Below are 21,372 nucleotides of genomic sequence, written 5' to 3'. Positions count from 1 at the left end.
ACTGCGCGATCGCCGCCCGGTCCACGTCCCGCTCCACCGGTCCGGATGCGCCGCGCGCGCGGGCGGGGCGATCCGTGTCGTCCGCGGGGGCCCGGGCCAGTTCGGGTTCGCGGCGGTGCCATACCCGCCGGCCCGACCACGCCTCCGCCGCGATCGCCGACCGCAGTGCCACGTCCACGGCGAGTGACGCAGGTGCCCGCCGCAGCACGTCGCCGACGGCCTGAGCGGTGGCGAGCAGCAGTTCGGCGGCGTCCGGCCCGAGCCGGTCCTCGACCACGCTGCGCAATCGCGGTTGATAGTTGACGAACGTGACTGCGGCGGCAGGCACCGCCGCCGGCAGGGTGGGCATTGGAAGCAGGCGAACGCCGGTGGCCGCGACCAGGCCCGTCGTGACGGCGGCGAGTGCGAGGGCGCGTTCGGCGAGTGCGACGTCGTCGCCGGGAAGTTCTCGGGGCCGGTCGCGGACGGCACCGCGGGCGATCGGTCGCGCAACATCCTCCGCGCCCGCGACCACGGCACACAGCGTGGCCACCGACGGTCCGTCCTCGTCGACCGTCACCACCAGTCGGGACAGCGCGCGGTTGAGTTCCGCTCCCGCCACACCGGCGGTCTCTCGGACGGCGCGGAGAACGGTCGCGGCCACGTCATCCCCGCGAGGCCCGTCGAGTCCGCGGACCTCGATCCAGGCACGACCGTGTCCGGAACTCGCGCGGCGGGCCGGGGTTCCCCCGAGCACCTCGGTGGCGATCTGTGTCGCGGTCCGCGCGGTGGTGGATATCAGATCGACTGCGACCGCGCCTCCGAAGGACGCCACCCCGAGTCCGACACCGGCGCCGCGCACCGGCAGGGATGCAGCGGCACGGACGTATCGACCGAGTCCCACGGCAGCTACTGCCTGGAACCCACGCCGAACTGCCGCAGCACGAGCGCCGCCCCGCCCACGGTGACGAGCACCGGCCACTCGACCAGTCCGGCCGCGCCGACGGCGGCCAAGGTCAGCGCGGCGGCAGGCGTCGAATGACTCCCGCTCTCCATGCCGGACCGGACCCCGCTCGCCGCTCCGCGCACTCCGCCGACCACACCACCGATCGCGGCCCCTCCGACCGCGCCGACCGCACTGGTCGTCGCGTTCGCAGCACCTGACACGGCGTGCACTGTGCCGTCGACGATTCGCATGATGAGCTCCCATCGGCCGTGGCCACAACCGCCGATGCACGGCGGATCATGTCTGCGGTACCCACCTCAGGGTATTCTCAACCGCCGCGCGCCGGAACACTTTCAGGGAACTCTCAGCGCCTACCGGATACTGTTCTGCCCCATAGGAATTCGATCACCCTGTTCGGTGCGCCAGAATTCCCAGCCGTCGTGGGTCTCGATGTCTCCGCTGATGTGACTGGCAACAGCGGTCGCCGCCGTCGTGGGGTCGGGGAACCGGCGGCCCTGCATCGGACCACGCATGATCTCCAGAGTCTGGGTGTCGGGGTCGAACCGTCCGACCAACCGATATCCCTCGAAGTCGGCCACGACCTCGAGTCGGGTATCGATCAGTTCCTCCAACGCCGCCGCCGCCTTGGCCGGCTTCTTCCGGGCCGAAGCGCGCGCGACGGCATCGGCGTGCAACGTCGCCGCCGTCGTCGCGCGTTGCGCGTCGCTGTACCGGCTGGGGTCTTTCTCCCCCGCCAACCCGAGCAAGTCCCAGCGCCCGCGACCGTGCGCGATCCGGCTCAGCGGGATCGCGTGATGTCCGGTCCGCGTGCGGCCGGGGGTGTCCATCATCCACAGATCCACCTCGGCGCGGATGTCGTCGGCGACCTCGGAGGAGGGCACGACGAAGAACTCCTCCGGCGAACTCGCGAGATCCACGAACACCCAGAACTGCGAGCCGGTGTCGTCGTCGTCGAGCGATTCGTCCTGTTTGCGGGCCTGCCAGTCGCCGCTGAGCTTGGAGCGCACCCGCACGATGCAGCTCGTGCCGTCGTCGCCCCAGACCTGGACGGGGTTACGTCGCGAGTGGGTGAGCCGGACGGCTTTGCCGCCCCGTTCCACGACGTCGGCGATGAAAGCCTGGATTCCCCGGCTGGCGGTGTCTTCCACTGTCTACGTGTCCGTCCCTGATTCTGCGTCCCGTACGCAGGTGGAGAGAGGTGTGGCGACGGGTTTGCACAGCACGACTCGGGGGTTCTTCTCCTCACCTTACGTGCCGAGCCCCGCGCGCGGTGACTACCCGACCGTGCGGGCCGCTTCCGCGGCCTCGGCGAAGAACCACGACAGCACCAGGGCACCGGGGTCCACGACGCCGCGCGCCGCCTCACCGATGTAACTGGCCCGGCCGCGCCGCGCGGTGATGTCCGCGGTGGCCTCGGCACCGCGGGCGGCGGCGTCCGCGGCCTCGGCCAGACCCTCGGCCGGCCCCTTCCCGGCCGCGACGGCCGATTCGAGGGCGGCGACGGCGGGGGCGATGGCGTCGATCATCGTCTTGTCTCCGGGTTGCGCCCCGCCGAGTTCCTGGATCGTGTCGAGGCCTGCTCGTGCCGCGGCGGCGATCGCCTTCGTGTCCAGTTCGTGCGGTGCGTCGGCGGCCACCCGGTAGAACTGCCGGAACCAGACACCGAACAGCGCGCCGGACGTGCCACCCGCGTGACCGAGGTAGGCGTCGGACAGTGATTCGAACACCGTCGCCGGAGAGTAGCGGTCGCGGATCCCGGGAACGTCGACGTGGTCGAGGGCGGCCACCATGTTGGTGCCGAAGTCCCCGTCGCCCGCGCGGCGATCGAGGTCGGTGAGGTTCGGTTCCTCGGCGAGCACCTTCTCCACGAACGCGCCGATCCACGCACCCACCGCCGCCCGGCCCAGCGCGTCGGCGGTGCCGGGCACCTCCGCCTCGTCCTCGCGGGAGGCGACGTTCGACCGGAACCGCACCTCGGATTCGTCTGCGATGCCGCGGAATTCCCCGGCCGGGGCGTTCGGCCATCCCGGCGCGGCGGTCGGTGCGTCCCACAGGTCGAGGAGCTGGTCGTCGCAGCGCACCAGCGTGATGGACGCGCCGCCCATGTCGAGGGCGGTGACGAAGCTGCCGACCAGCGAGCGACGGATCACCACACCCCGCTCCGCGAGGTGGTCGGCGAGCTCACCGAACAGCAGTTGCAGCTCCAGCGGATGGGCCGCTCCGAGCCCGTTGACGATCGCGATCACCGGCTCGCCCCGCTCCACGCCGAGTGAGGCGAGCACGGGGTCGGTGAGCCGGCGGACCAGTTCGGCCGCCCCCATCGCGTCGACCCGTTCGGTTCCACGTTCGCCGTGGATGCCGATCCCGAGTTCGATCTGCCCCTCCGGGAGGTCGAACGACGGCGAGTCCGCCCCCGGAACGGTGCACGCGCTGAGGGCGACCGCCATGCTGCGGGAATTCCGGGCGGTGCGTCGCCCGAACTCCGCGACGGTGGCGAGGTCGTCGCCGCGTTCGGCCGAAGCGCCGCAGATCTTCTCGACCGCGATCGTGGCCGCGGTGCCGCGACGTCCGGGCCCGTCCTCCCGTTCGGAGGCGACGTCGTCGTCGACGAGCACGTGCTCGACCCTGACGCCGTCCTCCGCCGCCAGTTCGCCGGCGATGCGGAAGTTGAGGACGTCGCCGGTGTAGTTCTTCACGATGTGCACGACTCCGCCGCCCGCATCCACGGCCCGGGTCGCGGCCCGCACCTGCAGCGCGTTGGGCGAACTGAAGATCAGGCCGGGGCAGGCTCCGGTGAGCATGCCCCGGCCGACGAACCCGGCGTGCAGCGGTTCGTGCCCGGACCCGCCGCCCGACAGCAACGCGACCTGCCCGGACGGCAACGGTTCCCGCCGTGTGAGATAACCCGGTTCCGGATGCCATTCGAGATCGTCGGTGGTGGCGACGGCCCCGCGGAGCGCGTCGACGACGAAGGACTTGGGCGAGTTCAGGAACTGTGGGTGCGCCATGCCCCCAGGCTAAGCGTCCGCATGTGAGTGCCGCGGAGTGCCGGAGCACACTTTGCCACTCACGTGGGAGGCGGCGGCCAGCGCTTCCTCGAACTCCCGCAGGCCCGATTGCGATCCGAGCAGCAGCGCGAGCCGGGTCAGGAATCCCTCGCGGTCCGATTCGTCCGCCTGGTCGAGCGCCTCGGACAGTCCCATCCACACGTTCTCGCGCAGCAGGTCGTCCGGTGTCGCCGTCGTCTCCGTGTGCGCGGGGACGACGCCCAGCGTGGGGGCGGTTGCCGTTTTCAGGTGGTCGTGAACGTTGCCGAGCAGCGACAGGTCGCGGATCCGGCACAGGACGAGTCCGTCCGGGCGGATCACGAAGCACTCACCCGCGGACGCGCCGAGAGCGGTCGGCAGCGCGCTGTCGAGGTCGTCGAGGACCGTCAGGTCGGCCGCCGCGTCCACCGCCGCCCCCGGTGCCGGGACGACGACCGCCCGCACCGATTCTGGCGACAGCGCCATCGCGAGCGCGGACGCGTGTGCGGCGATCATCCGGGCACCGGCCGCGTCGACTCCGACACCGAGGAGCGCGAAACCCGTTCCCCGGACCCGGTTCAGCGAAGACTCCACCGACCCTTCGGCGGTGACGACGCGGACGCGCCGGTCCTCCATCGGATCCCCGGACAGCACGCCGGTCGTCCCCTCGGGCACCGGCCACGTGAGCGGCGACAGGTGCGCGTGCGTCGCACTCGACTGCCGCGGATTGATGAGGTGACCGAACTCCGGACGGGTGGTGGCCAGCGCCAGCACCGCGTCGCGGGTGGTGCGGTACCCGTGGCTGCCGGGCGACATGATGAGCGTCGACTTGCCCGCGTTGTCGACGTTCTGCTGCCAGGCGGCGCGACGTTCGGCCGAATACGCCTGCAGGAGAGACTCGTCCGCGGTCCCGTGGACGACGGCGGCCAGTGTCCAGGCCAGGGTCTCGGCGTCCTCCATGCCGGAGTTCAGCCCGCGGACACCGAAGATCGGCACCAGGTGGGCGGCGTCCCCGGCGAACAGGATGCGACCGTGCGTGAAGTCGTCCAGCGCGAGCGCGTGCGCGCGGTAGAAGCCGTGCCATTCCAGGGTCCACGGCACGTCGTTCTCGAGCCAGTCGAGGTGCCGGGTGATCCGGTCGCGGATGCGGTCTTCCTGCGTCTCGAGTTCGGCGTCGTCGGAACTGTCGAGTTGGTAGTCGATGCGCCAGATGTCGCGGGGTTGCTGATGCATGATGATCGTCGAGCCGGGGTTGCTCGGCGGGTCGAACCACACCATCCGTTCGGCGGGCAGCGTGGATTCCCAGTGGATGTCGGCGATCACGTAGTTGCCCTGATAGCTGTTTCCCTGCAACCGGATTCCCGCGAGTTCGCGCATCCGGCTGCGGCCGCCGTCGGCGGCCACCACCCACCGCGCACGGAGTCGGCGCGCACCGAACGCGGTGTCGACGTCGAGCGTCACGTCCTCGTCCGACCGCAGCACCCCGGCGACGCTCGACGACCAGTGGAACGTGATCAGCGGGTGCGCGAGCAGCGTGTCCGTCATGATCTGTTCGATCTCGGACTGCGACACGTTGACCATGGGCCCGCGGACGTCGTGTTCGCCGTGCGCCATCTCGAAGTGCAGCACCTGCTCGTCGCGGTAGAAGCTGCGCCCACCCACCCAGGGGAGCACGATCTTCTCGAGTTCCGGGCCGAAGCCGAGCCGGGCCGCCACCTCGAGGCTGTGCCGGGAGATACAAATGGCGCGGCTGCCGAACGACACCTGGTCGGCGGCCTCGAGCACGGTGACGGGGATCCCGCGCTGCGCGAGGCCGAGTGCGACGCCCATGCCGACCGGGCCCGCGCCCACGACGACGACGGGCAGGGCCTCGTCGGTTGCACCGGTCGACGCGAACTCCGTTACCGGGTACTTCTGTGGCTGAAAGTAGGTGGACATGTCAGGCGGCCTCCGCTTCCCGGCGCTTGGTGTTGGTTTCCGGCAACAGCAGGATCGAGACGAGACTGACCACGGCGATCACCACGAAGTAGGCGGTGACGGCCGTCGAACTGCCGAACGCTTCGAACAGCCACGTCGCCATGAACGGTGCGAGCCCGCCGCCGAGGATGGCGCCGATCTGGTAGCCGAGAGACGCACCGCTGTAGCGGATGTGGGCGGGGAAGAGTTCCGCGAACAGTGCCGACTGCGGCCCCGCGGTGGTACCGAGCACCGCCGCCATGACGATCATCGCGAGCAGCATGACGGGGATCGACGCCGTGTCGATGAGCGGGAAGAACACCGCGGCCACGATCACGAGTGCGATCGAACTCCACGTGTACACGCGGCGCCGGCCGAGCACGTCCGACTTCGAGGCCGACAGGGCCATGCCCGCCATCCAGACCGGGCACGCGACGATCAGCAGTGTGAGCATCGTGGCTCGGCTGTATCCGAGTTCCTTCGTGCCGTACGTCAGGACGTACACCATGAACACGTAGGCGATGCCGTTGGTCGCGATGAACGTGCCGGCCGCGAGCAGCACCGTCCGCCAGTTCTTCGTCAGCACCTCGACGATCGGCATCTTCACGATCGTGTCGCTCTCCTTGGCCTCCGCGAAGGCCGGGGACTCGAAGACTCCGAGCCGAATCCACATCGCGACGCCGACGAGCACGGCGCTCATCAGGAACGGCACCCGCCAGCTCCACGTCTGGAACGCGTCGTCCGGCAGCAGCTGGGTGACGGCGAGGAACACGACGTTCGCCATGATCACTCCGGCGGGGACGCCCATCTGCGGTGCCGCGCCGTACAGTCCGCGTTTGCCTTCGGGGGCGTGCTCGGTGGCCATGAGTACCGCGCCGCCCCATTCGCCGCCGACGCCGATGCCCTGGACGAACCGCAACGCCACCAGCAGGATGGGTGCGGCCACCCCGATGGCCTCGAAGTTCGGGAGCAGGCCGATGCCGACGGTCGCGGCGCCCATCATGGTCAGCGACAGCACCAGCATCGACTTGCGTCCGATGCGGTCACCGAAGTGGCCCATGACGACACCGCCGATCGGGCGGGCGATGAAGCCGACCGCGAACGTGGCGAATGCGGCGAGGGTTCCGGCGAACGTCGACGCGCCGGGGAAGAACTGCGGTCCGATCACCAGGGCTGCGGCGGTTCCGTAGATGAAGAAGTCGTACCACTCGATCGCGGTACCGACGAAGCTCGACAGGACTGCCCTGCGCGCTTCCTTGTGAGACACCGGCGGTGTCGCCTCGGTGATTGCCGTCATCGTCTGCCTTCCCGGTTCTGCTGCGCGCACACTCATCGCGCTACCGGAAAACAATGACCCGACTCACATACGTCTGAAAAGCGGGACTATCCCCACATGAATTGCGGAAAAACCGTGGAAGGCGCGAATAGGCAGGTCAGGACGTGACGAACCGGATGAATGCTCGCGCGACCCGGCTCAGCGTCGCCTCCTGATGCCATGCCACGACCACGGCCACCGACGCCGGTTTCGGTTCGGCGATCGGTTTCACGACGACGGGCAGACCCTCGTACGTGACGTCGACCCGGGGTCGTTGCAGCAGCAGCGTCCACCCCAGACCGCGTCCGACGAAGGCCCGCGCCGTCTCGAAGTTGGCGGTGCGGTACGCCACCCGGGGCGCGAAACCGGCCTCCCGGCAGACGTCCATCGCATGGTTGGTGCTCGGTGGCGCGTCCAGCAGCACCATCGGGTGCTCGGCCAGATCCGCGAGCCGCACCGGCCCGTCGACGCCCGCCAGCGGATGCTCCGCCCCGAGCACCACCATCGGCTCCCGGGTCATGAGCGGCACGGTCTGCCACTCCGGGGACAGGTCGAGGTCGTAGACGATGGCGACGTCCAGTTCGCCGCCCTCGAGCTGCGTCCGCAACCGGTTCTGGGTGTCTTCCCGGAACTCCACGGACACCCGCGGGTACTCGGCGGTGAACGCGTACAACATCGACGGCAGGATCGTCGGGCCGAGCGCGGGGTAGCAGCCGACGGCGATCGGCCCCGCGACGACACCGCCCTCCCCGGACGCGTCGGACTGCAGCTCCCCCGCCTGCTGCAACAGGGCGCGCGCCCGCGACAGCACCGCCTCCCCCGTCGGGGTCAGCTGCACACCGCGGGCGCGTCTGCGCACACACAATTGCGCCTTCAGTGCCTTCTCCAGGTCGGTCACCGCCGCGGACAGCGCCGACTGCGACAGGTGCATCCGCTCCGCCGCACCACTGATCGTTCCGGTCTCCGCGACCGCCACGAACGCCGCCAGCTGGCGCATCGTGTACACGGGGACGTTGTCGGGGCGGGGCATGCAAGAACGGTAGCGCGGACATTTCAGCGTCCGGTGGCCGCCGGAACCTGCGCGAGCACCTCCCGGGTGGCGGCGACCAGCCGCGCGAGCCACGCGTCCGTGCCGACGGCCCGCCGGAATGGCTCGTTGGGGAGTTCGATGCTCACCGGGAGACCCGCCGGCAACGTCGACCAGATGTCGGCGAGCGGGATGCCACCCGTCCCCGGAACGAGGCGCTCCTCGCGGGCCTGACGGATCAGTTCGGCGTCGTCCGGCGGCGCGGGCACCGAGCCGTCACACATCTGGGCGTAGTGCAGCCATTCCCGCGGGATCGCTGCCAGGTCGTCGAGGGTGGTGCTCGACCGTCCCACGTGCAGCCCGTCCACCAACACGCTGCGGGCCGGCCCGTCGGCCTGCGCCACGATCTCGACCGCGGTGGTCGCGTCGGGCACGGCCGTCCACGGCATGAATTCGAGGCTGGCGACGATGCCGTACTGCGCGCACAGTTCCGCCAGCCGGGCGTAGGAGTCGGCGAGCCGGGCGCGGTCGCGGTCGTCGCCGCCGACGAGCACGGCCTTCGCGCCGAGCCGTGCGCCCGCCTCGAGCAGCGGAACATACGACTTGGGATCGAAATCGGCTCCCAGCCGGATGATTTCGAGGTCGAACACCTCGATCGGCGAATCGTCGAGACGACGGATCAGCGCGTCGAGGGCGGCGTCGTCCTCGTGCAGCGGGTAGGCGGTGGTGCCGGGCGCGGCCGGCAGCAGCCGGATCCCGATGGTGTCGAAGCCGTGCTTCTCGGCGAGGTCCACCTGTTGCAGCGGCGCGGTGTCGAGCACGGTGAGTGCGGCGAGGCCGAGTGGGGCGGTCATCGCTGATCTCCTGTCGTCGAGGCGAGGCGGCGACCGGTGAGGTAGCCGAACGTCATGGCCGGGCCGAGGTTGATGCCGCCGGACGGGTAGTGGCCGCCCATGACGCTGGACTGGTCGACCCCGACGGCGAACAGCCCGTCGATCGGCTGGTCGTCGTCGTTCAGCACCCGGGACGCCGCGTCGGTGACCAGTCCGGCGAACGTGCCGAAGCTGCCGGGCACCACCTTGACCGCGTAGAACGGGCCCTCCTCGAGCGGTGCGAGGGAGGCGTTGGGCCATGGATTGTCCGGGTCTCCCGACCCGATGGTGAACGGTGTGGTGCCACGACCGAACTCGGGGTCGACGCCGTCGCGGGCGCCCTCGTTGAACGCTGCGACCGTCTTCTCCAGTCCGTCGGGGTCGACGCCGATCTTCTCGGCCAGCTCCCGCACGGTGCGGCCGCGGGTGAGATACCCCGACTTCAGGTACGGCCACGTGGGGATCGGCAGCGGCTTGGCCATGCCCAGCGGGAAATACCGCAGGTACCGCTGGTCGGCGATCAGCCAGGAGCAGACCTCGTCACCGTCGGGGACCTGGTCGACCATCGCGAGGGTGTAGTCGTGGTAGCCGAGGGCCTCGTTGACGAAGCGGCGTCCGTCGGCGAGAACGCCGATGGCGCCGGGCTTTCCGCGGTCGAGGATGTGCGGGAACACGCCCTCCTTGCCGTTGCGGTACCGGATGATCGACACCGGGCAGTACGCCACCGGCGACGCGACCGAGCGGTCCAGTCGGCCGCCGACCGATTCGCCGAGGGTGATGCCGTCGCCGGTGGTCGTGGACGGGGTGAGGGTCCGGTGTTCCCGTCCCGTGGGTGTGCGGGGGAAGAGTTCGCGACGCCGGTCGACGTCGCGACTGAAGCCACCCGTCGCGAGGACGACTCCGCGGCGCGCCTGCACGGTGTAGGCCCCGTCCGGGCCCTCCAGCCGGACACCGGTAACGGTGCCCGCGGAGTCCGTGGTCAGCGCGGTGGCCGCCGTGCTCACGCGAATCTCGACACCGGCGTCGAGCGCGGACCGCAGCAGCCGCCCGACGAGTGCGGTGCCGTTGACGAGTTGCTGGCCGCGGCGTGTGGTGGCGAGGTCGAGCAGGTGCGTGGACACCCTGCGGGCGCAGTGCACGAACGCTTTCGCCGAACGCGTCGAGTGCAGGAAGGCCTGCAGGTCCGGCCCGGCCATGATGCCCATGCCGAGGAACGACGTCTCGTAGAGCTGCCGCCGGAGCAGAGCCGCGACGTCGGGGCCGAGTCTCCGCAGGCTCACCGGCTTCGGCCCGACGGAGCGGTGCCCCGTGCCCGCTCCCGGTGTGTCGCCGTGGATGTCGGCGATCTTCGCACCCGGAACGAATTGCAGCGCCGTCTTCTTCTCGAAGAACTCCACCATCTCGGGTGCCCCGTCGAGCAGGGCGTCGACCTTGGCGGCGTCGAAGTTCTCGCCGAGTCGGTGCTCGAGATAGGTGCGCGGCAGCGAGCGGTCCTCGTTCACGCCGTCCGCCTGAGCGAACAGGTTCCGCGGAGCCCACATCCAGCCGCCGGACCATGCCGTCGCGCCGCCGCACGTGTCCGCCTTCTCGACGACGAGGACGGAGGCGGCCCCGTCGGCTGCGGCGACGGCGGCGGACAGACCGCCCGCTCCGGAGCCGATGACGACGATGTCATAGGTGGCGGTGGTGTGTTCGGGGGTCATAGCGTCTCCTGAGCGGACGTTGTTGCGAAAGTCGGTGCGGGCGTGAGGTCGACCACCCGGCCGGTGCGCGAGGACTCGTAGATCGCCGCGATGATCGCCAGCGAGGCGCGCGCGTCGCGTCCGGTGACGGCGGGGTCGCGACCGGTCAGGACGGCGTCCGCGAAGTCCTGCACCTGGAGTGTGTGGAAGTCCGCGAGTCCGGCGTTGACTTCCGTGACGTCGAGATTGGCACGGACGCCGGGCGTGAACGGTGTGCGGAACTCCACTTCGCCGGGGACCGTCCAGATCTCGTTGACACCCTCCCGGCCCTCCGGGAACTCGAGGACGCTCGCAATCGCACCGGTCTGCCCGATCACGGTGACCCGGTTGCCGAGGTTGTGGTTGGCGCCGGTGGTCGCGGTGACGGTCGCCGTGCCGCCCGACGCGAACGAGACGACGGCGGACGCACTGTCCTCAGTCTCGATGTGGTCGCCGTGCGTGTGGGTGCGGATGACGCCGCTCACCGAGACGGCCTCACCCATGAACCATTGGAGCATGTCGATCTGGTGGACGGCCTGCGTCATCAGGACTCCGCCGCCGTCGGTGTCCCACCGTCCGCGCCACTCGTCGGCGGAGTAGTAGGACGACGGGCGGTGCAGGAGCACCGACGCCTCACCGAGCACCGGAACGCCGATCCGGCCGTCGTCGACGGCCGTCCTGATGCGTCTCGCGGCCGGCCAGAACCGGCGCTGGAACAGCACACCGAACGTGATGCCGGCGCGGTCGGCGGCCGCGATCATCCGGTCGGCCGCCGCGACGTCGACCGCGATCGGCTTCTCGCACAGCACGTGGATCCCGGCCTCCGCCGCCGCGACGACCACCTGCTCGTGCACCGGATGCGGGGTGCAGACGGTGCACGCATCGAGGCCGAGGGCGATCAACTCCTCCACCGAACCGACGGCCCGCGCGATACCGTGTGCGTCCGCGAACTCGCGGGCGCGGTCGACGTCGGGGTCGCAGCAGCCGACCACGTCGACGCCGGGCACCTGCTGCAGGGCCCGCGCGTGGTTGCCGGCGATCTTTCCGCAGCCGACGATGCCGATACGTAGTGCCATCAGTAGTGCTCCTCCGTTTCGACGTCCCGGGCCGCGGATTCGCCGCGGTCGAGACGGTTCAGGGCGTCGACGTCCGCGGCGGTGAGCCGCACGTCGAGGGCGGCCAGGTTCTCGGCCTGGCGGGCGGGATTCGCGGATCTCGCGGTCGGCACGACACCCTGCGCGAAGTGCCAGGCCAGAACCACCTGCGCGGGGGTGCGGTCGAGTCGCCGGGCGATGTCGGTGACGACGGGTGAGTCGAGCACCTCGCCGCGGCCCAGCGGGCTCCACGACTGCGTGAACACGCCGAGTTCGTCGTTCGCGCGCCGGACGGGTAGCCGGGTGAGCGACGGGTCCATCTGGATCTGGTTGACCGCGGGCGCTTCTCCGGTCTCGGCGACGACGCGACGCAGGTGCTTCTCCAGGAAGTTGGAGACGCCGACGTGGCGGACGAGGCCGGCGTCGCGGCACGCGAGCATCGCCTCGAACGCCGCCACGTACCGGTCGTGGCGTGGCAGCGGCCAGTGGATGAGGAACAGGTCGAGCCGATCGAGTCCCAGATTCTTCAGGCTGCGCTCGACCGCGCCGCGGATGTCACCCGACACGTGATCGCTCCCACGCAGTTTCGTGGTGACGAACAGCTCCTCGCGGGGCAGTCCGCACTCCGCGAGCGCAACCCCCACGGCGTCCTCGTTGTCGTAGACCGTGGCGGTGTCGACGAGCCGGTAGCCGGCCTCGATGCCGGACAGCACGGCCCGGGTGGCGTCCGGGCCGGTCAGTGGCCAGGTCCCCAGACCGAGGGGCGGAATGTCCATCATGCGCTGACCTCCTCGCGGGCTTCGGCGGCCGCGGTGATCTTCACGGCGACGTCGGCTGCGGTGACGAGAGCGGCGTGGATCGAGCCGCCGTCACCACTCGCGTCGCCGACCGTGTGGACGCCGAGTCGCGGTGCCGACGACCGCACTGCGGCGAGCAGGTCGGTGCGCGGCGCGACACCGTGCGAGATCAGCAGTTCGCCGGGGGCGTCGACCACCCGCTCTTCTCCGGCGGTCGAGATCACCACCCGGTCTTCCTCGATCCGGGTCACGATCGACGACAGGTGGGTGGTGAGGTTCGCACTCGCCGCGAGCCGCGGCAGCAGCACGATCTTTCCGCGCCGGCCGACGTCGTGGGCGATCGTCTCCTGCGGGCCGATCATGACCACCTTCGTGCCGTGCTGGAGCAGGTCGTCGGCGACCGCGGCCGCTTCCCGGTCGGCGCCGAAGATCGTGATCGCCTCGGGTGCGGGGTCTCCGGATTCCAGGAACTCGCGGACGTCGCGGACCCTCCGGGTGTGTGCCCCCGGGAGGTCGACGTCAGGTCCGCGGCCGCCCGTCGCGAGCACGACGGCGTCGAAGTCGAGTTCCGCCAGTGCGGCGGCGTCGACCCGCGTACCGGTGTGGCAGGTGATGTCGAGGTCGGCGATCTCGGCGAGGTACCAGTCGACGATCCGCGCGTACTCGGGGTACTCGTGCAGTCGGGAGGCCAGCGCGAAATCGCCACCGAGGCTGTCGCGTTCGTCGTACAGGTCGACGCGGTGCCCGGCGAGCGCGAGGTCGCGGGCGGCCGCCATCCCCGACGGGCCACCGCCGACGACGGCGACACGCACCGCCACGTCCGCCGGCATCGACGGCTGCTCGAGTTCGCGGCCCACCCACGGATTGACCGAGCACGGAACGGGTCCGGCGGCGAGGCTGTCGATGCAGTAGTTGCAGGCGATGCAGGGCCGGTACCGGCCGCCGTCCAGCGCGCGGTTCGGGAAGTCCGGGTCGGCGTGCAGGGTGCGGGCCATGCTGACGAAGTCGGCCTGCCCCGATTCGATGATCTGCGCCGCGACCTCGGGTGAGCTGATCCGGCCTGCGACTCCGACGGGGAGGTCGAAGTCCCGCGTGTACTGCTCGGAGTACGGGGCGAGGAGGCCGCGGGGCCACTCGCCGGGTTGGATGATCCACTGCCCGGATTCGTAGTTGCCGGCGGAGACGTCGAGGAAGTCGAGCCGGTCGGTGTCGATCGCGTCGATCCGGGCGCGGGTCGTCTCGGCGTCGAGACCGCCGTCGACGGCCTCGAACGCCGAGAACCGCAGTCCGAGAGCGATACCCGGTGCCATCGTGCGCACGGCGTCGATCACCTTGTTGACGAACAGCGCCGGGTCGGCCCACTCGTCGTCGCGGTGGTTGTACGCCGGCGAGAGGAACTGGTGGATGAGGTAGCCGTGACCGCTGTGCAGCGAGATCACGTCGACCCTGGCCCGCTGACAGCGCGCGGCGGCCTCACCGAAGCATTCGATGATGTGCTCGATATCATCGCCGTCGAGTTGCTCGGGCATTTCGCCGCCGACCACCGCGCACGGGATCGGTGACGGTGCGACGGGGACGAATCCGCTGACGGAACCCTGCGCGGTGCGGCCGCCGTGATTGAGTTCGACGCCGGCGAGCGCACCCTGCGCGTGGATCGCCGCGGCCATCTTCGCGATGCCCGGGATGCGTTCGTCGACGTCCACGCCCATCTGCCGGATACGGCCCTTGCCGTCGGCCCGCACGTAGCTGGCCTCGGTGAAGACGAGAGCGGCACCGCCCGCCGCACGGCGCTCGAGGTACGCGACGTAGTCGTCGGTCATAGTGCCGTCGACCTCGCAGTAGTTGCGCTCCATCGGCGCCGACACGAAGCGGTTGCGCAGTCGCACGTTACCCAGGTCGAGTGGTGCGGCGAACGGACGCGCGGTCATCGGGACTCCTCGAGAACGGTCGGGGCGCACTGATCGGCGAGCAGTTCGCCCAGGTGACGTCGCATGCGGTCGGGGTCGGGGACGACACCGGTGAGGAGGGCGAACGTGTCGGCCGCCTGAGCGACGAGCATCTGACCGCCGTCGAGCACGTCGCAGCCGAGAGCGGTTGCTGCCGTGACGAGTTCGGTCCGCAGCGGGCGGTAGACGATGTCGGCGACCCACAGTCCGAGATGGAGCGCGTCGGTGTCGAACGGCGTACCCGGATGTCCGACCATGCCGATCGGAGAGGCGTTGACGACGCCGTCGCAGTGCTCCAGGTTCGCTTCGATCGCGTCGAGGGGAATGGCCGTGACCCGCGTCTGCGGGAAGGCCGCCGCGAGGCGCGCGCAGACGTCCGCGGCACGGGCCGGGTCGAGGTCGGCGACCCGCAGGTCCGTCACCCCGGCGGCGGCGAGCGCGTAGGCGACGGCCGAACCGGCACCGCCCGCACCGGCGAGGACGACGCGGCCGAGCGTGGCATCGGGCAGTCCCCGGCGCAGCGCCGCGAGGAATCCGCTGTGGTCGGTGTTGTGACCGATCAACCGCCCGTCGCGGACGACGACGGTGTTGACGGCACCGAGAAGTCGTGCGTTGTCCGACAATTCGTCGAGTGAGTCGACGACCACCTGCTTGCACGGGTGGGTGATGTTCAGTCCGGTGCAACCGGCTGCGACGGCCTGCCGCAGCGTGTCGCCGGAGTCGTCGACGGGGATGCCCTCCGCCGCGACGTCGAGCAGGTCGTAGCGGTAGTCGGTCAGGCCGAGGGCGGCGGCCTCGTGTTCGTGCAGCGCCGGCGACAGGGACGTGGCGATCGCTGCCCCGACGAGGCGGATCCGGTGCCGGGTGGATACGGGGTGCATGACAATCTCCTGCAGTGAAGGTCCGGGCCGGTCAGGCGTCGTTGCGGACGAGCGTCTGGTGCCGGGTGCCGGGTGTCGTCGTGCCGGGTTCGCCGAGCTGCTCGGTGGGGGTGCGGTACGTCTCGGGCCCGGTGAGTGCGGCGACCGACGACAGCAGCGCGAAGCCCAGGCACATCCAGGCGACAGGGGTCCAGTTCGCGGTGTCTCCCGCCGACAGCCACTGCGCGATGGCCGGGGTGAAGCCGGCCACCAGAAGTCCGAGCATCAGGCTCACGGCCATTCCGGTGTACCGGACCTTGGCGGGGAACTGCTCGGGGAAGTACGCCGGGTACACGCCGTTGGGCATCGCATAGAACAGGCCGATCAGGACGATGCCTGCCGCGAACACCATCGGCGCGCTGCCGGTTCCGATCGCGTGGAAGAACACGAACACCATGCCCGCGGCACCGACGGCGCCCGTGACGAACACCGGTTTGCGGCCGATCCGGTCGGCGAGCATTCCGAACAGCGGCTGGGTGAGGACCGCGACGAAGTTGGCGACGGCGATGGCCCACAGCATCGTGGAGCGTTCGAGCCCGGCGACCTGCACCGCATACGCCAGCGCGAAGACGTTGACGATGGTGTTGATCATCGCGAACGTCGCGCTGAGGCTGATGCGGATCACGGTGCGCCAGTGCGAGCGAAACACCTCGACGACGGGGATGCCGGCGGTGTCGTCGTGTTCCTTCAGTTCTTCGAAGACCTCGGGCTCGTCGAGCTTGCGACGCAGCCAGACCGCAACCCCCGTCACGACGATGCTGAGTAGGAAGGGCACCCGCCAGCCCCACGAATAGAGCGCGTCGTCCGGCAGGGCGGCCACGGGAATGAACACCAGACTCGAGATGACGATGCCGAACATGATGCCGCTCATGGTGAACGAGGTGTAGAACGATCGACGGTTGTCCGGTGCGTGCTCGAGAGTCAACGCGGAGGATCCTGGCGATTCGCCGCCGGCCGACAGGCCCTGCAGCAGTCGCAGGAGCACCAGGATGATGGGCGCGGCGATGCCGATCTGGTCGTACGTGGGCAGGCAGCCGACGACCACGGTCGCGACACCCATGAGCAGGAGGCAGGCCAGGAGCGAATTCTTGCGCCCGTATCGATCCCCGAGATGTCCCCACAACACTGCGCCGAGTGGACGCGCGATGTACGCCACGCCGAGCGTGCCGATCGACAGCAGGGTCGCCGTGGCTCCTCCGCCCGGGAAGAAGATTCGCGGGAAGACCAGCGCTGCCGCGGATCCGTAGATGAAGAAGTCGTAGTACTCCAGCGTGCTGCCGAGGAATCCCGAGACGGCGGCCCGGCGGGCGTTCCCGTTCGGTTGTCCCCCGGTGTCGCGAGTGGAAGTGCTTGCCATGGTGTTCCTTTCGTCCCAAGGATCCGGTGCGCCGCGAGGCTTCCTTCGGAGGTGATCCACCTCACACGAAGTTCCGGACCGTGACGAGCGTGTCATGGCGAACTATGCGCAGTCCAGCGCAAAAAAAGTCTTAGATATAGACCGAAAATGTCCTAATCGGGCGTCGGGAGAATGTCCTCCGATACCGCGAGGGCCACCCGGAGCGCGTCGGAGACCCGACGCGGTGACCAGGCGAGTCCGTGATTCATGTAGATCGGCTCGCCGGTGAGCGGCACGAACACCGTGCCCGGGGGCGTGAGCGCGGCAATGCCCGACGTCATGAGCGCCACGCCGACACCCGTCGCCACCAGCATCAGGATCATGTACGGATCGGTGATCTCCTGCACCACGCGGGGACGGAATCCCGCATCGACGCAGGCCCGCATCGCGACCTCCTGCAATGCCGAGCCGGCCGACAGCGGTGTCGTGACGAAGCCGTCTTCGGCCAGGTCGCGCAGGTCGATCTCCGGCTCGGACGCGAGCGGGTGGTCCGCCGGGAGCACGGCCCCGAACGGCTCACGGCGGATCAACCGGGTGGACACCGAGGCCGTCTCGACGGGAAGGCCGACGAACGCGAGATCGAGTGCACCACTGTCCAATTGAGTGATGGCGTCACGGGTCATGATGCGCCCGACAAGGGTGAGTTCGATGTCGGGGTAGCGCTGCCGGAGCGCGCGGGTGAGCGGGGGCAGGGACAGGTGATTGAGCACGCCCGTGAAGCCGATCTTGATGCGGCCGTACACGCCCCCGGCGGACGCGCGGGTGGCCTGCCGCGCGATGTCGACGCTCTCGAGAATCCGGTAGGCGTGCGGCAGGAACGTGTGGCCGGCCGACGTCAGGGCGACGCTGCGAGTGCTCCGCTCGAACAGCGGCACGCCGATGTCCTTCTCGAGTTTGCGCACGGTCTGACTCAGCGGCGACTGGGCCATCTGGAGTCGCGCGGCGGCCCTGCCGAAGTGCAGTTCCTCGGCGACGGCGACGAACGCTTGCAGCCAGCGAATCTCCATCGGATTCCCTTCGGCGAGTTTGACGAGTGTGGCTCAGCCCATATATTCCATATTCATACACAGTGTGAAACCGATCATACCGATTTCACACATAGAACAAGACTACTGCGCACACAGTCACGAGGAGAAACCACCATGGCCACGTATCCCGAGGGCGCCACCGCGCTCGTCACCGGCGGCGCGAGCGGAATCGGCGCGGCGTGCGCGAAGCGCCTCACCGGCGCCGGGGTCCGCGTCGTCACCGCCGACGTCGCCACGGGGGCCGACGAGCACCTCGACGTCACCGATGCCGACGCCGTCGAGAAACTCGCCGCCCGGCTCGGCCGCGTCGACATCCTCGTCAACAGCGCCGGCGTCGTGGGACCGTCGGTTCCACTGGTGAACGTCGACCTCGACGACTGGCGCCGCACGTTCCGGATCAACGTCGACGGGACATTCCTCCTCTGCCGCGCGTTCGTGCCGGCCATGACCGGCGCCGGCTGGGGGCGGGTGGTGAATCTGGCGAGCATCGCGGCGAAGGACGGGAATCCCAACCAGAGCGCCTACTCGGCGTCGAAGGCCGCCGTGATCGCGCTGACGAAATCGCTCGGCAAGGAGGTCGCGAAGACCGGTGTCCTGGCCAACGTGGTGGCACCCGCCGCGGTGGAGAGCCCGATGAATGCCGGCACCGACCCGGCGATCCTCGCGCGGTCGCAGAGCCTGACCCCGATGGCCCGGATGGGACGGCCCGAGGAGATCGCCGAACTCGTCGCATGGCTGTGCTCGGAAGCGCTCAGCTTCTCGACCGGCGCCGTCTACGACGCCAGCGGTGGCCGGGCGTCGTACTAGCTCGGTCAACATATTCGAGTCTGGGGACTGGGTCGGTGGACGCGCTTCGTCGGGGTCCGCGATCGGTCTGTCGGAGATGGCATAAAACGGTGCAGCTGAACGGGGCTCCGGTTCCTACCGCTACCAGCTCTATGTGGTGGGGCGAACCCGGCACCAACGGGCTGCATGCGTTTTACCAGTTGCTTTATCAGGGCACCCGGCTGGTAAACGAAAATCTCGATTTCGCAGAACCCACCGAGGACCTTCGCGCGATCGACGAGGAATATGCACGACATCCTCGTCAGCAACCTTCTCACGCAGCGGCGCGCCCTTGCGTTCGGCCGCACCGCCGACGAGCTAGCCGCACATGGTCTCTCCGCCGACGGACGTTCGCCGAAGACGTTCTCTGCAACATCAACCCGTCCGATCAATGGGGCGCCGAACTCGGCAAGACCCCGGACCTGGAACTACAGACGGCCCTGAGCGACCGACGAGGACGACTGGGCCCGTGCACGGTTGTTCGGTGATAAAGGCGGGCCGGTCGAAAACAATCGCCCTGACCACCTGTTAGTCGATAGGCGTCGCCACCGAGGATCATCGGAGGCCGGCCCGGGCGGATGCCGACAGCGCGCAGGGGCCACAGATCGTGTGCTTCAGTGCCGCCGCTGTGACTGTGACCGTGGTCCCGCCGTCGCGCGGTTCGGGGTCAAGTCGATCTCCGACGACGACCCGATATGGGATCTTCTGGATCAATGGGATCACAAGACCGGATAGCTTCAGCTCGGCGCACGCGGAAGCAGTAGGAAACACAACGTTAACGACCTCGCGGGCTAGCCATCGAAGCGGCGCTCGCGCCAGATGACCAGGTCAGGGCCGAAACCCGACAGCGGTTCATCAAAATGTATGAAGGTCCCACCTCTGCGTTGTTCCGTTGGCGCATGGCGGGGACGGCCGCGGGCAAGCAGGGTGACTCCCATCACAAGCTCGATCCCGCCCGCCCCGCGAAGTCGACAGGCGCGGGCACCTGATGAAGGGAATGCCATGGGTACGACTCCGAACGGGGCCCATCAGCTCAAACCCGGCCTCAAACAGCGGCACCTGACAATGCTCTCGCTCGGCGGGGTCATCGGCGCCGGCCTGTTCGTCGGGTCGAGTGCGATCATCAACCAGGCTGGCCCGCTCGCCTTTGTCACCTACGGCATCACGGGGCTGATCGTGCTGCTGGTGATGCGGATGCTCGGCGAAATGGCCGCAGCCAAACCATGTTCCGGTTCCTTTACCGACTACGCCCGAATGGCGTGGGGTGAGTGGGCAGGCTTTTCAACCGGGTGGCTGTATTGGTACTTCTGGGTCATCGTCGTCGGATTCGAGGCCGTCGTCGGCGGTCAGATGATCAACAAATGGATTCCATCGCTGCCGGTGTGGGCTATCGCGGCTGCCCTCATGGTCATCATGACCGCGGTCAACCTGCTCTCGGTGGGCGCGTTCGGTGAAGCCGAATACTGGTTCGCCAGCATCAAGGTGGTCGCCATCGTCGCTTTCATTGCGGTCGCCGCGCTGTTCGTCTTCGGGCTCTGGCCCGGCGCGAGCATCGACTTCTCCAACCTCGCCGCCCACGGCGGGCTCCTCCCGAACGGGCTGGCCACCCTGTTCATCGGAGTGGTCGTGGTGATCTTCTCCATGACCGGTGTCGAGGTCGTCACCATCGCCGCCGCCGAGTCGGCGGAACCGGCCAAAGCGATCCGCAAGGCCGTCAACTCCGTCGTCTTCCGCATCCTCGCGTTCTTCGTCATCTCCACGTTCCTGATCGCCGTGATCGTGCCCTGGGATTCGGTAGTACCGGGTGAGTCCCCGTTCGTCGCCGCCCTGGACCGGATCGGAATCCCCGGCACCGCGGACCTGCTCAACCTCGTGATCCTGGTGGCGGTGCTGTCGGTCCTCAACTCCGGCCTCTACACCTCCTCCCGGCTACTGTTCGTCATGGGCGGACGCGGCGACGCACCTGCCTGGATGACCTCGACCAACAAGCGTGGCGTTCCGGTCAAGGGCATCCTGTCCTGCACCGTCATCGGCTACGGATGCGTGGTCCTTGCGGCGCTCTTCCCGGACACGGTGTTCCTGTTCCTGATCAACGCCTCCGGTGCGGTATTCCTGTTCGTGTACTTCATGATCTGCATCTCCGAGCTGCGCCTGCGTCGACGGTGGGAGAAGGAGAACCCCGGCTCCCTCGAGTTCCGGATGTGGCTCTACCCGGGCCTTCCGATCCTGGTGACGGTGGCCATCGTCGCGGTACTGGTCAGCATGGGTTTCCGGGAAGCCAATCGGATCGAACTGATGCAGGGAATCGCGGTGTGGGTGGTGTTGACGATCGTCTACTTCGTCAAGAAGAAGGCCCGCGCCTCCACACAGGTGGCCCCGGCCGCCGACGACAGCGGACCTGACGCGTCCGGGGTGGCCACGGAGAGCATCAACTCCTGAACTTCGAGGTAGCACCTGATGAACACCAGGTGGGCTGGTCCGTGACGGACCAGCCCACCTGTGT

General features: G+C 69.1%; 17 protein-coding genes. 3 read left to right on the top strand and 14 right to left on the bottom strand.

Going from position 1 to position 21,372, the window contains the following annotated elements:
* Positions 1–888 precede the first annotated feature (888 nt).
* The 14 genes from JVH1_RS28120 to JVH1_RS28055 all read right to left on the bottom strand — a co-directional run bounded on the left by JVH1_RS28120 (position 889) and on the right by JVH1_RS28055 (position 18,023).
* Entirely contained in the window at positions 889–1,176 is a 288-nt protein-coding gene (locus JVH1_RS28120) for a hypothetical protein (protein ID WP_009474533.1), read from the bottom strand.
* A gap of 120 nt (positions 1,177–1,296) precedes the next feature.
* Positions 1,297–2,094, bottom strand: coding sequence for a hypothetical protein (locus JVH1_RS28115; RefSeq protein ID WP_009474534.1), 798 nt, complete (start codon positions 2,092–2,094; stop codon positions 1,297–1,299).
* Between the two features lie 126 nt (positions 2,095–2,220).
* Complete coding sequence (gene dhaL / locus JVH1_RS28110; protein WP_009474535.1) at positions 2,221–3,954, bottom strand: dihydroxyacetone kinase subunit DhaL; 1,734 nt, start codon at positions 3,952–3,954, stop codon at positions 2,221–2,223.
* A 9-nt stretch (positions 3,955–3,963) separates the two neighbouring features.
* Positions 3,964–5,910 carry an FAD-dependent monooxygenase gene (locus JVH1_RS28105; protein WP_009474536.1) on the bottom strand — a complete coding sequence of 649 codons (1,947 nt, stop codon included), beginning with the start codon at positions 5,908–5,910 and terminating at the stop codon, positions 3,964–3,966.
* A gap of 1 nt (position 5,911) precedes the next feature.
* A complete protein-coding gene (locus JVH1_RS28100; RefSeq protein ID WP_043778652.1) occupies positions 5,912–7,225 on the bottom strand; it encodes an MFS transporter in 1,314 nt (437 codons plus the stop codon).
* A gap of 136 nt (positions 7,226–7,361) precedes the next feature.
* Entirely contained in the window at positions 7,362–8,273 is a 912-nt protein-coding gene (locus JVH1_RS28095; RefSeq protein ID WP_009474538.1) for a LysR substrate-binding domain-containing protein, read from the bottom strand.
* A 23-nt stretch (positions 8,274–8,296) separates the two neighbouring features.
* Positions 8,297–9,124 carry a sugar phosphate isomerase/epimerase gene (locus JVH1_RS28090; protein WP_009474539.1) on the bottom strand — a complete coding sequence of 276 codons (828 nt, stop codon included), beginning with the start codon at positions 9,122–9,124 and terminating at the stop codon, positions 8,297–8,299.
* A complete protein-coding gene (locus JVH1_RS28085) occupies positions 9,121–10,845 on the bottom strand; it encodes an FAD-dependent oxidoreductase (RefSeq protein WP_009474540.1) in 1,725 nt (574 codons plus the stop codon). The genes JVH1_RS28090 and JVH1_RS28085 overlap by 4 nt, the downstream gene beginning before the upstream one ends.
* Positions 10,842–11,939, bottom strand: a complete 1,098-nt coding sequence (locus JVH1_RS28080) for a Gfo/Idh/MocA family protein (RefSeq protein WP_009474541.1) — start codon at positions 11,937–11,939, stop codon at positions 10,842–10,844. The genes JVH1_RS28085 and JVH1_RS28080 overlap by 4 nt, the downstream gene beginning before the upstream one ends.
* Positions 11,939–12,736: an aldo/keto reductase gene (locus tag JVH1_RS28075; protein WP_009474542.1), complete on the bottom strand. Its 798-nt coding sequence runs from the start codon at positions 12,734–12,736 to the stop codon at positions 11,939–11,941. The genes JVH1_RS28080 and JVH1_RS28075 overlap by 1 nt, the downstream gene beginning before the upstream one ends.
* Positions 12,733–14,682, bottom strand: a complete 1,950-nt coding sequence (locus JVH1_RS28070; protein ID WP_009474543.1) for an FAD-dependent oxidoreductase — start codon at positions 14,680–14,682, stop codon at positions 12,733–12,735. The genes JVH1_RS28075 and JVH1_RS28070 overlap by 4 nt, the downstream gene beginning before the upstream one ends.
* Positions 14,679–15,581, bottom strand: coding sequence for a shikimate dehydrogenase (locus tag JVH1_RS28065; protein ID WP_009474544.1), 903 nt, complete (start codon positions 15,579–15,581; stop codon positions 14,679–14,681). Before JVH1_RS28065 ends, JVH1_RS28070 begins: the two co-directional genes overlap by 4 nt.
* 31 nt (positions 15,582–15,612) lie before the next feature.
* Positions 15,613–16,977, bottom strand: a complete 1,365-nt coding sequence (locus tag JVH1_RS28060; protein ID WP_009474545.1) for an MFS transporter — start codon at positions 16,975–16,977, stop codon at positions 15,613–15,615.
* Positions 16,978–17,129: 152 nt separating this feature from the next.
* Positions 17,130–18,023 (bottom strand): LysR family transcriptional regulator, encoded by an 894-nt coding sequence (locus JVH1_RS28055; protein WP_005252314.1) that lies wholly within the window; start codon positions 18,021–18,023, stop codon positions 17,130–17,132.
* A gap of 135 nt (positions 18,024–18,158) precedes the next feature.
* Between JVH1_RS28055 and JVH1_RS28050 the strand changes: the two genes are divergently transcribed.
* From JVH1_RS28050 to JVH1_RS28040, 3 genes are all read left to right on the top strand, one after another.
* Positions 18,159–18,851 carry an SDR family NAD(P)-dependent oxidoreductase gene (locus JVH1_RS28050; RefSeq protein ID WP_009474546.1) on the top strand — a complete coding sequence of 231 codons (693 nt, stop codon included), beginning with the start codon at positions 18,159–18,161 and terminating at the stop codon, positions 18,849–18,851.
* Complete coding sequence (locus JVH1_RS28045) at positions 18,776–19,357, top strand: hypothetical protein (RefSeq protein ID WP_083849727.1); 582 nt, start codon at positions 18,776–18,778, stop codon at positions 19,355–19,357. Before JVH1_RS28050 ends, JVH1_RS28045 begins: the two co-directional genes overlap by 76 nt.
* A 514-nt stretch (positions 19,358–19,871) precedes the next feature.
* Positions 19,872–21,308, top strand: coding sequence for an amino acid permease (locus tag JVH1_RS28040; protein ID WP_009474550.1), 1,437 nt, complete (start codon positions 19,872–19,874; stop codon positions 21,306–21,308).
* Positions 21,309–21,372 lie beyond the last annotated feature (64 nt).

Origin of the sequence: Rhodococcus sp. JVH1 (assembly GCF_000280725.2) — a bacterium.
Lineage (GTDB): Bacteria > Actinomycetota > Actinomycetes > Mycobacteriales > Mycobacteriaceae > Rhodococcus_F > Rhodococcus_F jostii_A.
This window is presented reverse-complemented; position numbering and strand designations above follow the sequence as displayed.

What these genes read in the sequence shown, in the direction of transcription:
- JVH1_RS28120 (WP_009474533.1), bottom strand. Translation starts at nt 1,176, where the DNA reads ATGCGAATCGTCGACGGCACAGTGCACGCCGTGTCAGGTGCTGCGAAC.
- dhaL (WP_009474535.1), bottom strand. Translation starts at nt 3,954, where the DNA reads ATGGCGCACCCACAGTTCCTGAACTCGCCCAAGTCCTTCGTCGTCGAC.
- JVH1_RS28105 (WP_009474536.1), bottom strand. Translation starts at nt 5,910, where the DNA reads ATGTCCACCTACTTTCAGCCACAGAAGTACCCGGTAACGGAGTTCGCG.
- JVH1_RS28100 (WP_043778652.1), bottom strand. Translation starts at nt 7,225, where the DNA reads ATGACGGCAATCACCGAGGCGACACCGCCGGTGTCTCACAAGGAAGCG.
- JVH1_RS28095 (WP_009474538.1), bottom strand. Translation starts at nt 8,273, where the DNA reads ATGCCCCGCCCCGACAACGTCCCCGTGTACACGATGCGCCAGCTGGCG.
- JVH1_RS28090 (WP_009474539.1), bottom strand. Translation starts at nt 9,124, where the DNA reads ATGACCGCCCCACTCGGCCTCGCCGCACTCACCGTGCTCGACACCGCG.
- JVH1_RS28085 (WP_009474540.1), bottom strand. Translation starts at nt 10,845, where the DNA reads ATGACCCCCGAACACACCACCGCCACCTATGACATCGTCGTCATCGGC.
- JVH1_RS28080 (WP_009474541.1), bottom strand. Translation starts at nt 11,939, where the DNA reads ATGGCACTACGTATCGGCATCGTCGGCTGCGGAAAGATCGCCGGCAAC.
- JVH1_RS28075 (WP_009474542.1), bottom strand. Translation starts at nt 12,736, where the DNA reads ATGATGGACATTCCGCCCCTCGGTCTGGGGACCTGGCCACTGACCGGC.
- JVH1_RS28070 (WP_009474543.1), bottom strand. Translation starts at nt 14,682, where the DNA reads ATGACCGCGCGTCCGTTCGCCGCACCACTCGACCTGGGTAACGTGCGA.
- JVH1_RS28065 (WP_009474544.1), bottom strand. Translation starts at nt 15,581, where the DNA reads ATGCACCCCGTATCCACCCGGCACCGGATCCGCCTCGTCGGGGCAGCG.
- JVH1_RS28060 (WP_009474545.1), bottom strand. Translation starts at nt 16,977, where the DNA reads ATGGCAAGCACTTCCACTCGCGACACCGGGGGACAACCGAACGGGAAC.
- JVH1_RS28055 (WP_005252314.1), bottom strand. Translation starts at nt 18,023, where the DNA reads ATGGAGATTCGCTGGCTGCAAGCGTTCGTCGCCGTCGCCGAGGAACTG.
- JVH1_RS28050 (WP_009474546.1), top strand. Translation starts at nt 18,159, where the DNA reads ATGGCCACGTATCCCGAGGGCGCCACCGCGCTCGTCACCGGCGGCGCG.
- JVH1_RS28045 (WP_083849727.1), top strand. Translation starts at nt 18,776, where the DNA reads ATGGCTGTGCTCGGAAGCGCTCAGCTTCTCGACCGGCGCCGTCTACGA.
- JVH1_RS28040 (WP_009474550.1), top strand. Translation starts at nt 19,872, where the DNA reads ATGGGTACGACTCCGAACGGGGCCCATCAGCTCAAACCCGGCCTCAAA.